This window comes from Nocardia sp. NPDC050413, assembly GCF_040655475.1.
GTDB classification, from domain to species: Bacteria; Actinomycetota; Actinomycetes; order Mycobacteriales; family Mycobacteriaceae; genus Nocardia; species Nocardia coubleae.
In genome coordinates this window covers 220,220-233,644 of the sequence record NZ_JBFAJZ010000001.1, presented here as the reverse complement: position 1 = coordinate 233,644, position 13,425 = coordinate 220,220, and the positions used below count along the sequence as shown (strand labels likewise).

General features: G+C 70.2%; 11 protein-coding genes. 5 read left to right on the top strand and 6 right to left on the bottom strand.

Annotation, left to right across the window (positions count from 1 at the left end; genetic code table 11):
• Genes AB0I19_RS01085 through AB0I19_RS01065 form a run of 5 tightly spaced genes read left to right on the top strand, consistent with a single transcriptional unit; the run spans position 1 to position 5,144 of the window.
• Positions 1 to 1,131, top strand: coding sequence for an ABC transporter ATP-binding protein (locus AB0I19_RS01085; RefSeq protein ID WP_357143153.1), 1,131 nt, complete (start codon positions 1 to 3; stop codon positions 1,129 to 1,131).
• A 31-nt stretch (positions 1,132 to 1,162) separates the two neighbouring features.
• Positions 1,163 to 2,530 (top strand): ABC transporter substrate-binding protein, encoded by a 1,368-nt coding sequence (locus tag AB0I19_RS01080; protein WP_357143151.1) that lies wholly within the window; start codon positions 1,163 to 1,165, stop codon positions 2,528 to 2,530.
• The gene (locus tag AB0I19_RS01075; protein ID WP_357143149.1) at positions 2,530 to 3,387 is read left to right on the top strand and encodes a metallophosphoesterase; all 858 of its coding nucleotides are present in this window, start codon (positions 2,530 to 2,532) and stop codon (positions 3,385 to 3,387) included. The genes AB0I19_RS01080 and AB0I19_RS01075 overlap by 1 nt, the downstream gene beginning before the upstream one ends.
• A 1-nt stretch (position 3,388) precedes the next feature.
• Complete coding sequence (locus AB0I19_RS01070; RefSeq protein WP_357143147.1) at positions 3,389 to 4,342, top strand: sugar ABC transporter permease; 954 nt, start codon at positions 3,389 to 3,391, stop codon at positions 4,340 to 4,342.
• Entirely contained in the window at positions 4,332 to 5,144 is an 813-nt protein-coding gene (locus tag AB0I19_RS01065; RefSeq protein ID WP_357143145.1) for a carbohydrate ABC transporter permease, read from the top strand. The genes AB0I19_RS01070 and AB0I19_RS01065 overlap by 11 nt, the downstream gene beginning before the upstream one ends.
• A gap of 125 nt (positions 5,145 to 5,269) precedes the next feature.
• On the opposite strand, the gene AB0I19_RS01060 is transcribed toward AB0I19_RS01065, so the two are convergent.
• The 6 genes from AB0I19_RS01060 to AB0I19_RS01035 all read right to left on the bottom strand — a co-directional run bounded on the left by AB0I19_RS01060 (position 5,270) and on the right by AB0I19_RS01035 (position 13,322).
• Positions 5,270 to 5,740 carry a hypothetical protein gene (locus AB0I19_RS01060; protein WP_357143143.1) on the bottom strand — a complete coding sequence of 157 codons (471 nt, stop codon included), beginning with the start codon at positions 5,738 to 5,740 and terminating at the stop codon, positions 5,270 to 5,272.
• Between the two features lie 68 nt (positions 5,741 to 5,808).
• A complete protein-coding gene (locus AB0I19_RS01055; protein ID WP_357143141.1) occupies positions 5,809 to 7,173 on the bottom strand; it encodes an acetyl-CoA carboxylase biotin carboxylase subunit in 1,365 nt (454 codons plus the stop codon).
• Entirely contained in the window at positions 7,170 to 7,823 is a 654-nt protein-coding gene (locus AB0I19_RS01050; protein WP_357143139.1) for an acetyl-CoA carboxylase biotin carboxyl carrier protein subunit, read from the bottom strand. The genes AB0I19_RS01055 and AB0I19_RS01050 overlap by 4 nt, the downstream gene beginning before the upstream one ends.
• Positions 7,808 to 9,502 carry an acetyl-CoA carboxylase, carboxyltransferase subunit beta gene (gene accD, locus AB0I19_RS01045; RefSeq protein WP_357143137.1) on the bottom strand — a complete coding sequence of 565 codons (1,695 nt, stop codon included), beginning with the start codon at positions 9,500 to 9,502 and terminating at the stop codon, positions 7,808 to 7,810. The genes AB0I19_RS01050 and accD overlap by 16 nt, the downstream gene beginning before the upstream one ends.
• Complete coding sequence (locus tag AB0I19_RS01040; protein WP_357143135.1) at positions 9,499 to 11,067, bottom strand: PfaD family polyunsaturated fatty acid/polyketide biosynthesis protein; 1,569 nt, start codon at positions 11,065 to 11,067, stop codon at positions 9,499 to 9,501. Before AB0I19_RS01040 ends, accD begins: the two co-directional genes overlap by 4 nt.
• Positions 11,067 to 13,322 carry a beta-ketoacyl synthase gene (locus tag AB0I19_RS01035; RefSeq protein ID WP_357143133.1) on the bottom strand — a complete coding sequence of 752 codons (2,256 nt, stop codon included), beginning with the start codon at positions 13,320 to 13,322 and terminating at the stop codon, positions 11,067 to 11,069. The genes AB0I19_RS01040 and AB0I19_RS01035 overlap by 1 nt, the downstream gene beginning before the upstream one ends.
• Positions 13,323 to 13,425 lie beyond the last annotated feature (103 nt).

The window sequence follows — 13,425 nt, the reverse complement described above, 5'->3', positions numbered from 1 at the left end:
GTGGCACGACTGCAGATCCAGGCGGTGTCGAAGAAGTTCGACACCGACTACGCGGTGCGCGAGGTGAGCCTCGACATCGCCGACGGCGAATTCATGGTGCTGCTCGGCCCCAGCGGCTGCGGCAAATCCACCCTGCTGCGGATGATCGCCGGACTGGAGGAACCGAGCGAGGGCCGGATCCTGGTGGGCGGCACCGACGTCACCGACGCCGCGCCGCAACGACGCGACCTGGCGATGGTGTTCCAGAGCTATGCGCTCTACCCGCACCTGTCGGTGGCCAAGAACATCGGCTTCCCGCTGCGGGCCCGGCGCAGACCGCGCGCGGAGATCGCCGAGCGGGTGGCTGAGGTGTCGGCCACCTTGGAGTTGTCGGCACTGCTCGACCGTCGGCCGGTGGCGCTCTCGGGTGGGCAGCGGCAGCGAGTCGCGTTGGCGCGCGCCATGGTTCGCGATCCCGGCGCGTTCCTGATGGACGAGCCGCTGTCCAATCTCGACGCCAAACTGCGCAGCGCGACGCGCGCCGAACTGATCGCGCTGCACCAGCGGTTGGGGACGACGTTCCTCTACGTCACCCACGACCAGGTCGAGGCGATGACGATGGCCTCACGCATCGCGCTGCTCAACGAGGGCCGGGTCGAACAGTGCGGCACGCCCGCCGAGCTCTACGACCAGCCACGCTCGACCTTCGTCGCCGGATTCCTCGGCGCACCACCGATGAATCTGTTCCCCGCCGTGGTCACCGCGGCCGATGGCACGCTGCGGGTCACCGCCGACGGCGTCGACGCGGCCCTGGCCATCACCGACGAGCTCGACACCGCCACCCCGGTGATCGCGGGCATTCGCCCCGAGCGCCTGCGTATCGATCCCGCGGCCAACGACGTCCGCGGGACGGTGCGCATGGTCGAGAACCTAGGCAGCGAGGAGCTGGTGCATCTCGACGCGGGCGCGACCAGCCTGTGCGCGCGCGCCGCGCGACCGGCCGGGGTCGCCGTGGGCGAGGACATCACCCTGCGCGTGGATCCCGCCGACATCCACCTGTTCGACCCCGACACCGGCTTGCGGCTGACCTGGCGTGCGCCGCAAGCGGATTCGCCGAAGGCCGTGGACGCGGCGGCCGTGCCCGTCCCCTGATTTCCCGCACCACTCGATGAGGAGAACCACCATGAAACGCACCCTGCCCATCTTGGGCGTGGTGTTCACCACCGCCGTCGCCCTGAGCGGCTGCGGTCTGGGCGGCACCGTGTCCTCGGACACCACTTCGACCGCGCAGATCCCGGAGCTGAAGCCCGACCAGCAGGTCTCGATCACCTTCGAGTCCTACAACTACGGTCTCGCCGGTGCCTGGACCGATACGTTCAACGCGCTGATCGCCGACTTCGGCAAGAAGTACCCCAATATCAAGGTGACCGCGCAGAAACCGCAGGGCAACAGCCCGAACCCGGCCACCGACACCATCTCCAGCATCCAGAACCAGATGGTCGCGGGCACCCCGCCCGATGTCGCCCAGCTCGGTTTCTCCGACCTGGACTTCACCATCAACCAGCTGCAGGCCAAGCCGCTCGACACCCTCGTCGGCAAGCAGGAGGTGGACCGCAACTTCGACGGCCGCCACGCCTACGCGCCGCGCGCCCGCGTTCTCGACGACTGGAACGGCCACACCTACGGTGTGCCGTTCGTGTTCTCCACCCCGGTGCTGTATTTCAACGCCTCGCTGTTCACCGAGGCCGGGCTCGATCCGGCAAAGCCCCCGGCCACCTGGGCCGAGGTCGCCACCACGGCCGCGCAGATCGCCGACCGCACCGGCAAGGGCGGGGTGTACATCGACTGCCTGACCAAGACGGCCAAGGACTGGTGCTTCCAGTCGATGGTGCGTTCCAACGGCGGCCGGGTCATCTCCGAGGACCGGCGCACCCTCACCTACGCCGACGCACCCGTGGTCGAGGTGACGCAGATGGCGCAGAACCTGGTGAACTCGGGCAGCATGCCCAAGCTCAACCAGAAGCAGGGTTACGAGGCGTTCGCGCGCGGCGAGATCGGCATGATCCTCGAGACCAGCGCCATCCAGGGCACGTTCGTCACCGGTGCCAAGGACAAGTGGGATCTGCGTTCGGCGGCGATGCCCGCGTTCGGCGACAAGCCGACCGTGCCGACCAATTCCGGTGCGGGCCTGCACATCCTGTCCAACGATCCGGCCAAGCAGCGGGCCTCGTGGGAGCTGATCAAGTTCCTCACCAGCGAGGAGTCCTACATCAAGATCGCGCAGAACATCGGCTACCTGCCGCTGCGCACCGGTCTGCTCGAAGATCCCGACGGCCTGAAGGACTGGGCCGCGAAGAACCCGCTGCTGAAACCGAACGTCGCCCAGCTCGCCACCATGGAGCCGTGGGTCTCCATGCCCGGCAACAACTATCTGCAGATGCGTGACGGCATGATGGACGCGGTCGAGGCGATCGTCTTCCAGGGCAAGGATCCGCAAGCGACCCTGACCGCGGCGCAGGCCGAGGGCGCCAAGCTCATCCCGGCGGCATGATGAGTGATCTGACCATCATCCAGCTCACCGACACCCACCTGCGTCCGGCCGGTGAGCTCGTCCACGGTGTCGTCGACACCGACGCCAACCTCGCGCGGGTGCTCACCCAGCTGCGCGCGGCCGGGCAGCACGTGGATGCCCTGGTGCTCTCGGGTGACCTGTCCGACAACGGGTCACCCGAGGCGTACCGGCGGCTGCGGGCGGCCGTTGAGCCGGTCGCGGCCGAGCTCGGGGCCGAGATCGTCTATGTGATGGGCAATCACGACGAGCGGGTGGGCTTCGGCGAGGAGCTGCTCGACCTGGCCCCCGGTTCGGTTGACCCGGCCCTTCCGCACGATTCGTGCGTCGAGATCGCGGGCCTGCGCGTCATCGCGCTCGACAGCACGACACCGCTGCGACACGAGGGCAGGCTCGAACTCGAGCAGCTGGCCTGGCTGACCGAGCAATTGCGGGTGCCCGCACCGCGCGGCACCCTGCTCGTGCTGCACCATCCGCCGGTCCCCTCGCCGGTGGCCACCGCCGACTTCCTCAAGCTCGAGGACGCCGAACGGCTGGCCGACGTGCTCGCGGGCTCGGACGTGCGGATGATCCTGTGCGGGCACAATCACCTGACCGCCGCCGCGGCGGTGGCGGGGATCCCGGTGTGGATCGGTCCGGCGCTGTCGTACCGGATCGATCCGATGGCACCGGTGGGCAGGCACCGTGGGCTGGCCGGATTCGGTTACAGCCGCATCGATCTCGTCGGCGAGACGATGCTCGCGACGGCCATCGAGGCGACCCCGGCGGTCTCGGTCTACGACCGGCCCGAGGCCGAGGTGCTCGAGCAATTGGCGGCGATCGCCGCGCGGACGCGGTGACATGTTCGTCATCGACGATCGGCAGGACCCGGCGCAGGCGGTGCCGAGCATCGCCGCGCCGGGTCCGCGCCGGTTCACCCGCCGGGCGCTGACCCGTCTCGTCGCGCCCTACCTGTATCTCGCGCCCGCGCTGGTGCTGTTGGTCGTGTGGACCTATCAGCCGCTGGCCCAGGCGGTCGAGCTGTCCACGTATTCGTGGAACCTGCTGCCGACCGCGCCGATGAAACCGGTCGGCACCGCCAATTACGAACGGCTGCTGGATCTTCCGGCGTTCTGGGGTTCCCTCGGCCGCACCGCGACCCTGATCCTGGGGTTGCTGCCGTTCACGGTGCTGTTGCCGGTGCTCATCGCCCTGGCGAGCAGGCGCGTGCACGGCCGGGCCAGGACCGTCTATCAGGCGCTGGTGTTCGCGCCGTTCCTCGTCGCGCCGGTCGCCGCGGCGGCGGTGTGGCGGTGGCTGCTGCATCCGGGCAGCGGCTTCGTCGATCAGTTGCTCGGCACCGGCCACAACTGGGTCTACGACGCCTCGACCGCGCAGGCGGTGATCATCGCGATCACGGGGTGGCAGCTGCTCGGTTTCGCGACGCTGGTGGTCTGGGCCGGACTGGCCGGGATCAGCGGCGACTACAGCGAAGCCGCGCGGGTCGACGGGGCGACACCGGGGCAGATCCGGCGCTGGATCACGCTGCCGCTGCTCTCCCCCACCCTGTTGTTCCTGGTGCTCACCACCGTGCTGCTCAGTCCCACCCTGTCCTTCCCGCTGATCGACTCGATGACCCAGGGCGGTCCGTCGCAGGCCACGACCAACATCTACTACCTGCTCTGGGACTACGCGTTCCACAGCTTCGACGCCGGGCTCAGCGCCGCGGCGGGTGTGCTGTTGTTCGTCGGCTTCGGCGCGCTGGCCGCGGTGCTGGTCTGGATTTCGGAAAAGGTTGCCGTCCATGATGATTGACCGTCTGCGCGCGGCGGGCAGCCACCTGCTGCTCGCCGGCACGGCGCTGCTGTGCGTATTCCCCATCTACTGGCTGTTCGCCACGGCACTGCGCCGGCCCGAGGACGTCACCTCGCTCGCGCCGTTGCCGTGGCCGCTGTCGATCGACAACTACCTCGACGCGGCGCAGAAGGTGGATGTCGCGGGCCTGATCGCCAACACGTTCTTCGTGGCGATCTTGTCCACGGCCGGGCAGCTGCTCATCGCGCTGCTCGCCTCGTACGCGTTCGCCATGTACACCTTTCCGCTACAGCGGCTGATGTACCTGGCGTTCGTCGGTGTCTGGCTGGTGCCGTTCCAGGTGACCATGTTGCCCAACTACATCCTGCTCAACGAGCTGGGCCTGATCAACACGCTCATCGGCTGCGTGCTGCCGACCCTGTGCTCGGCACTGGGCGTGCTGTTGTTGCGCCAGCACATGTCGGCCTTCCCGAAGGAACTCATCGCGGCCGCGAAAATGGACGGCCGCTCCTCCTGGGCCATCCTGTGGACCGTGGTCGTCCCCAACCTGCGCCCCGCGCTGGCCGCCCTCGGCATCCTGCTGTTCATCAACGCCTGGAACGAATACTTCTGGCCCGCCGTGGTTCTGCGCCAGTCCAACGACGTCCTCCAACTGGGCCTGCGCAGTTTCATGGGCACCGAAGGCGACCAGTGGGGCCCCATGATGGCCCTGGCCAGCCTCGCCTGCCTGCCCGTCCTGCTGCTCTACCTGGTGCTGCAGCGCCACATCGTGAACGCCTTCGTCCGGTCGGGTCTCAAGTGAGCCCGGATCGTCGAACGTAGCGGTTCGACGGCGGTGCTGCGCGGCGGCGGTAGGGTCGAGCAGATGGTTCGACATGATCCTGTTCGCGACGCCGCCGCCCCGTATACGAAGCCCTTCCTCGCCGTCTACGACGCCTGGGTGATCCGGCTCAGCAACAGATTCGCATGGCGGTGCGACGCGACCGTGATGCTCGACCGATACCACCAGCACGTCGGTCGGCGCCATCTCGAGGTCGGCCCCGGAAGGGGCTGGTACCTCGCCCACACCACGGCGCCACTGGATCGTGTCACCTTGATGGACCTCAATCCGAGCCCGCTGCCTTCCGGCATCTCGCGGCCGTTCTCGCCGACGACGGCACACTGTTCGGGTCGACCATTCTCGGGCGCGATGTGCCGGCGCCGACACTGTTCGGCCGAGCCCTCAGCGCCAGATATTCGCAGGTTGGCGCCTTCAACAACGCTGACGATGACCGTGTCGGGCTCGTCGGTGCTCTCCAGGCGGCGTTCGACGACGTCGACCTCACCGACGTCGGAGCGGTCACGCTGTTCGCCGCTCGGTCGCCTCGGCGTTGAGAGTCGGCCGCCACCGTCCGTCACACTCGGAGACCAGGGCGATCCCCCAGCGCAGCGATACTCGGCGCAGGACGGCCGGTGCGCGGCGATGCTCAGTGCACGGCGGCCGGAGCGTTCAGGGCGCCGATGAGGGCCGTGTCGTGGGTGGCGGCCCGGAAGGCGGGGTGGTCGAGGATGTCGTGGAGGAAGTCGGTGGTGGTGGCCACGCCGGGGCCGGCGATCGTGGTCTCGGCGAGCGCGCGGCGCATGCGGGCGATGGCCGTCGGCCGATCCGGCGCCCAGACGATGACCTTGGCGAGCAGCGAATCGTAATGTGGCGGAATGGCATAGCCCTGCGCCACATGGGTGTCCACGCGGACGAAGGGACCGGCGGGGAGTACGCACTCGACGAGCGTGCCGGGGGCGGGCGCGAACGCGCGTTCCGGGTCTTCGGCATTGAGGCGGCATTCGATGGCGACACCGTGCGGCGCGCGCTCGCCGAGGGTCAGCGGCTCGCCCGCGGCGATGCGCAGCTGCTCCGCGACCAGGTCGACGCCGGTGACCATCTCGGTGACGGGGTGCTCGACCTGGAGGCGGCAGTTGACCTCCATGAAGTAGAACCGGCCGTCGGGCGCGAGCAGGAACTCCACCGTGCCCGCCCCGACGTAACCCGCTGCCTCGCAGCCGCGGACGGCAGCGGCGCCGATGCGTTCGGCGAGTTCGGGCAACAGGCCCGGCGCCGGCGATTCCTCGACCAGCTTCTGATGCCTGCGCTGCAGCGAACAGTCACGCAGGCCCAGGTGGCGGACGGTGCCATGGGTGTCGGCGAGGATCTGCACTTCCACGTGCCTGGCCGATTCCAGGTAGCGCTCGACATAGAGCCTGCCGTCACCGAAGACCGCGGCGGCCGCGGCCCTCGTGTGCTGCCAGGCCGTGGCGAATTCGTCGCCGTCGCGCACGACCCGCATCCCGCGGCCACCACCTCCGGCGACAGCTTTGATGATCACCGGGTAGCCGATCTCGTCGGCCAGGGCGCGCGCCGCGTCGGGGTCGTCGATGGCGTCGCGGCTGCCGGGCAGCAGGGGCAGGCCGGCGTCGGCCATCAGCGCACGCGCGGTCGACTTGTCACCGAGGCGGGCCATGACCGCCGACGGCGCACCGACGAACACGAACCCCTCCGCCTGGCACACCTCCGCGAAATCCGGGTCCTCCGAGAGGAATCCGTAGCCGGGATGGATCGCCTCGGCGCCGGTGGCGCGGGCCGCCTCGATGATCGCGGGGATCGACAGGTAGCTGCGTTTGGCCGGGGCCGGACCGATCTGGACGTGTTCGTCGGCCAGGCGCACCGCCGCGGAGTCACGGTCCGCGGCCGAGTGCACCGCCACGGTGGCGATGCCCAGTTCGCGGCAGGTACGGATGACCCGCACCGCGATCTCCCCGCGGTTGGCGATCAGGACCTTGCCGAAGGGGCGCGTCATCGCAGCGCCTCGAACACGATCAGGGCTTGGCCGTGTTCGACGGCGTCACCGTTGTCGACCAAGATCTCGGCCACCACACCCTCGCGCGTGGCGGTGACCGGGATCATCAGCTTCATCGCTTCGATGATGCCCACCTGCTGACCGGCGCGCACGGGCTCACCCACCGCGACGAACGGCGCGGCGCCGGGTTCCGGTGCGCGATAGAACACGCCGACGGTCTCGGCGGTGAGCGGGAAGGTCGACGCGCCGGTCTCGGTGGACGGGCTCACCGGGGGTGCACTCGCGTCCGCGTGTTCGGTCGGCACGAGGACGAGGTGTCCGGCCGGGTCAGCGTCACCGATGGGCGCCGAGAGGCGGTCGTCCCAGGTGACGCGCAGGGACACCGGGCCGTTGGCGACCGTCACCGAGGTCGGGGCGGACCCCGTCGCGCGCACACTCAGGGCGTGGCGGCTGAGGACTGCGAGGCTGTGATCCGCCTCGGCCGGGCTCACCGATCGCACGGTGGCGGTGTCACTGATCACGGAATCGGTCATCGGGGCTGCTCCTGCGTCTCGGTGCGGGTGATCGATGGCGGGTGGGGCGGCGTGGTCGGGGCGGTGCGCGACCTGCCGCAGGATGGTCAGCGGGTGGCGGATCAGGAAGGCGACCACGAGGTCTCCGGGAGATCGCGGGCCACGCCGTAGCCACGGAAACGGCTGTGCCGCTGAGTGATCAGGTCGGCGGTCGACCAGGCATGGAGTTCGTGCACGGCTCGGCGCACGGCCCGTTTCAGCAGCGCCGCGGCCCCGAGGAGATCACGGTCGGCGCCACCCTCGGGTTCGGGGACCACGCCGTCGGCGATGCCCAGTTCGAGCAGTGCGGCCGCGTCCACCCGCAACGCGGCTGCCGCGCGGGACGCGGCGGCCGGATCTTTCCACAGGATGGCGGCGCAGCCTTCGGGGCTGATCACCGAGTAGATCGCGTTCTCGCACACCAGGACCCGATCGGCGAGCGCGAGCGCCAGCGCTCCGCCGCTGCCGCCTTCCCCGGTGATCACGGTGACCACCGGCACGGGCAGTCCGGCCAGCAGTTTCAGCGATTCGGCGATCGCCACGGCTTGGCCCTGTTCCTCGGCCTCGATGCCGGGATAGGCGCCCGCCGTGTCGACCAGCGCGACGACAGGCCGGTCGAGTTTCGCGGCCAGTCGCAGCACCCGGGCCGCCTTTCGATAGCCCGCCGGAGTCGGCATCCCGTAGTTTCGCTCGGCGAGTTCCGTTCCGGTGTGGCCTTTCTGGGTGCCGAGCACCACCACCGGCAGTCCGTCGAGGCGAGCCAAGCCCGTGATCATGGCGGGGCAGTCGGCCGACATGCGATCGCCGTGCAGTTCGACGAAATCGTCGAAAGCGGCGGCGAGATAGTCCAGGGTGGTCGGCCTGCCGAGCCGTCGGGCCGCGCGTACGCGGTCCCAGGATTCGCCCACACTGAGCGCGGCGGGATCGGTGATCAGCGCGTCGGAGTCGTCGAATTCGGGGCGGTGCGGCGGCCGGACGGTCATCGCGACCAGTCGAGACAGTCGGGCGCGCAGCGTCCAGCGGTGGCAGATCATGTCGACGATGCCGTGCTCGAGCAGGAATTCCGCGGTCTGGAAGCCCTCGGGCAGGGTCTGGCCGATGGTCTGCTGGATCACCCGCGGGCCCGCGAAGCCAAGTCGCGCACCGGGTTCGGCGATGATGATGTCGGTGGCGGTGGCGAACGACGCCGCGACACCACCGTAGGTCGGGTCGGTGATGATCGAGACGGTCAGCACGCCCGCGTCGTCGAGGCGGCGCAGCGCGCGGCTGGTCTTGGCCATCTGCATGAGCGCGACGATGCCCTCCTGCATCCGCGCCCCGCCGGACGCGGTCACGAGCACCAGCGGCAGCCGGTCGGCCAGCGCCGCTTCCGCCGCCGCGGTCACCGCCTCGCCGACGGCACTGCCGAGACTGCCGCCGAGGAAGCGGAAGTCCATGACCGCCAGCACGATCGGTGTGCCGTCGACGGTGCCGCGCACGCAGCGGACCGCGTCGGGTAGCCCGGTGCTCTCGCGCGCCTGCCTGATCCGGTCGGGGTAGGCGCGGGTGTCGGTGAAGCCGAGCGGGTCGGTGACGGTCGCCGCGGTGGCGATCGGACTGGCCGAATCCGCGTCGAGGAGCTGGTCGACGCGCTGGTCGGCGGTGAGCATGCCGTGGCCGTCGCATTCGGGGCACACCCGGCTCGCCCGCTCGTAGCGTTTGCGGTAGATCATCGTGTCGCAGGCCGGGCACAGCATCCAGGCCGTTCCGGTGGTCGCGGTGGTGTCGACGACGGTCATCGGTCCTCCAGCGGGCGTGGGACGTAGCGGGCGCAGGCGGCGGGCAGCCGCACACCTGCGGTGCGCAGCTGGGCGACGCGGGTGAGGTAGGCGGCGCCGAACAGGAGCTGGCCTGCGATCTCCGCGACGGCGCGGTTCTCCGGGGCGGCGAGATGGGTTCCGGCCGTCCAGGTGTTGAAGGCGCCCATCGCGGGGCCGCACCAGATCTGGTAGTCGGTGACCCGGTCGGCGTCGCCCCGGATGCTCCAGCCCGAGGACAGGCCGAGATACCAGCGGAACACCAACGCCATCTTGGCTTTCGGGTCCCGCTCCGCGCCGGTCAGCTGGGCGGGGTCGCGCTCGGTGAAGTACCGGACGCACTCCTGCCACACTTCGTCGAGCGGCCTGCGGAACAGGGTGGCTTCCAGTTCGGCGCGCAGCGCGGTCGGCAGCGCGTCGAGTCCCGGGTAGGCGCGGTAGGTGTCGTAGAGCTTCTGCGCGCGGGCCGCGAACATCGTGCCCCGGCGCAGCACCTGAACCTGCACGCCGAGTTCGAACATGTCCGAGGAGGGCGACATGGCGCAGTCGGCGAACTCGGCGCGCGCCAGCAGAGTCTTGGTGGCGCCGCACTGCGCCGCCTCGACAGCCGACTGGTTGACCGACCCGGTCACCACGTAGGCCGCGCCGAGTCCGAAGGCGGCCGCGACGGCGTCGGGTGTGCCGAGTCCACCGGCGGCGCCGATCCGGACGCGGTCGGCGCCGGGCGCCGTGGCGGCCAGGCGATCCCGGGCCGCGATCAGTTCGGGCAGCAGCACCGTCAGCGGCCTGCGGTCGGTGTGGCCGCCGGAGTCGGCTTCGGCCGTGATGTCGTCGGCCATCGGCACCTGTTCGGCGAGACGAGCCTGCTCGGCGGTGATCCGGCCCGCCGCCACGAGCTCGCGCAGCAGCCTGGCCGGTGCCGGACGCAGGAACAGTTCGGCGACTTCGACCCGGGAGACCTTGGCGATCACCCGGTGCCCGATCTCGATGTCGCCGCGCTGGTCGACGCGGAGGCCGAGCGCGCGATAGCGCACGACCTCGGCCGTCAGGTCCATGAACGCGGACGCCTCGACGCAGCGGACACCGTGCCGCAGGCAGGCGTCGACGATCGCACGTTCCAGCGCGGGTTCGCTCGGGCTGTGGATGAGGTTGCAGGCGAACGGCTGTGCGCCCAGGTCGGCGGCGAGCTCGCCCAGTGCGGCGTCGACCGTGGCCGGCGCGACGCCCGCGGCGCCGTAGGCGGCCAGGTAGCCGTGCCGCGCCATGGCTTTCACCAGGGCGGGCGAGGAGATGCCGTTGGCCATCGCGCCCGCGGCGTAGGCCGCGCGGACACCGTGGGCCGTGCGGAACGCGCTGTCGCCGAGGCGTTCCGGCGGGAGCGGCCCGACCGCCGCGAGCACCTCGGCACGCGCGGCGACGGTCTGGTCGGCGGTGGCGCCGACCTGTCCGTCGGCGCAGACGGTCCAGACCGGCGAGTCCAGATCGAGCAGCAGGGCCGTGATGGCCTCGGTGGTGGTGGCGACCGCCACGGTGCGCATCGTGGTCATCACGCTCTCCGATCGACGAGTTCAACGGCCAGGTCGGTCACTTCGTAGATGCGCAGGCCCGGCTTCCACAGCGAGCCGTCCACCACCGCGGTCACCCCGTGTGGTCCGCGATGCAGCGCCTTGACGTGGGCTTCGAGTTCCACGGTGCCGTCGGTGGGCAGGAACTGACCGCGGTAGCGCCAGCTGAAGGGAATGTCGGCCGGGATACGGAACACCGGGTCGGCCATGTTCGCGGCGTGACCCGCGTCCAGCAGCCATTCCTGGACGGCGTGGATCACCGATTCGACGCCGAGTGAGCCGGGGATGACCGGGTCGAGGTGGAAGTGGCGGGCGAAGAACCAGTCGGCCGGGTCGATGGGCCGCAGCGAATGCAGGTATCCCGTACCGTGTTTCCCGCCGCCGTCGACCACCTCGACCTGATCGATGAGGGCCAGCGTGCGGCGCGAGCACAGGGGCGCGTGCGGGTCGGCGCGGCGGGCGGCCACGTCGATCGTCCGAACCTCGGCGGTGGGGTTCTCGGCCAGCCAGGACGGTGCGGGGCGCCCGGCGTCGAGGCCGGTCTGGTTGGCGAGGGCCTCGTCGCTGAAGTAGCCGAACATGGTCTCGCCGGTGTAGAACGGCTGGCCGTCGACGCTGAGCGTGTAGTCGAAGGTCTGCAGGGAGGAGCCGGGCAGGATCGTCGTCGACAGCAGCCGCGAGGACTGTTCGATGGTGCGATCGCGCAGGTCGACCTGGCGCAGGACCGTCGCCGTGCCGCCGAGATTGCGCAGGCTGAGAGTTGTACCGGGCTGGGTCAGCGTCGGTCCCGCGTAGTAGCCCATGAGCAGGGCCGCCTGCAGCGAGGTCTCCATGTACACGAAATGCGGCATGGATTCGTTGGCGGTGTCGGCGTAATACCAGGAGTCGGCGGGCGAGTCGTATTCGGTGATGTAGGCGGCGTGGTCGAGAGTGCCTCGGGCACCCTCGAATTCGCGCACCCGGTCGACCAGCAGCAGGCCGCCGGTGGGCAGCCGGGTCGCGCGGACGCCGGTGTACTCCGCGAACTCGGGCCCCATGGCGATCGCCTGGTCGCCGCGGGCCAGGTGGGCCATGTGGAATTCGTTGAGCAGCACGCTCGGAACGGCCTCGCCGGGGCCGACGCCCGCGCCGGATGCCTCGGTGACGATGACCTCCACGGACAGACCGGGCTCCCCTGCGGAGAAACTCACCGTGCCCGTGACGTGCGGACGGGGTACGAGATCCAGGGCGCTCACGATGAGCTCCAAGGTGTGGTGGGCCGCGACGCGTCCGGCGACAGCAGAACCGGTCGAGTACCCCTGGTCCGTAGGACGCGCAGGGGAGCTCGGCGGTCGAAGTGGCTCGGTAGCCGCGGTCGATGTGCTCCCCGACAGGCACAGGTGCATGCCGGTGAACAGCGCGAACACCTCGGCGGCCTGGCGGGCAGCGGCGTCGGGCGCGCCGTCGTACCGGGCGACGACCCGGCCGTCACCCGTTCCACCGTAGAGCTCGATCGCCTCGATCGCGTTGAGCGCCAACGGTTCTCCACTTGCGAGGCGGGCCACGACCTCGACGCCGTCGCGCCGATAGGCCGGCCCGAACACCTCTGCGATGGCGCCCGCGGTGAGCGACTCCAGGGCCGCGCGGTCCAACTCGGTGCGGGTGGTGCGAGCCAGTGGCTTGAACGCGCCCTCCCTGGCAGCGACGGACGCACGGGATGCTCGATCGCCGACCGGTGCCGTGACGCCCACCGGTGCCGTGCCACGGTGGCCTGGCACTGCCACGCCGGGCCCTGCCACGGACCGTTGTGTGCCCGCGATGGGGGCCGCGATTCCGGTGCCGAGTCGTTCGGTCGTTTCGCCTGCGGACACCTCGCCGTTCGCGGGTGACTCGACAGCGGCACCGAATGTCCGAGCCTGATGCCCGCCGAGAACGGCGGTGGAGATTCTTGCGTCGCCGGCTGCGCCACCGGGTACACCGTGGAGCGCGAACGATGTCCCCTCACCGGCGGGAACCACAGCGGAATCCGCCGCACGCTGTTGACCCCGAACGGCGATGGAGTCCGTCGCACGGACGCCAACGCTGTTGCTGGGCAGGGGTGTTCCCACAGCCCGCGTCCACAGCGCACGCTGTAGGGCGACTTGCGCGGCGAGGGCGGCGCGGTGGGCGGTGACGACGCCGGTGCGGAGTTCGGCGATGGCGTCGCACGGTGCTGCGGCGCTCCACTCACTCGCCTCAGCAGTCGCGGGCGCTCCCACATGTGTGGCACGTTGCCCTGCGAATTGGGCGCCATCCCGCGTCTGCCGAGTGAATTCCACTGCGCGCCCATCGGACACAATCGCGTGCCCGGCTGGCTCCACT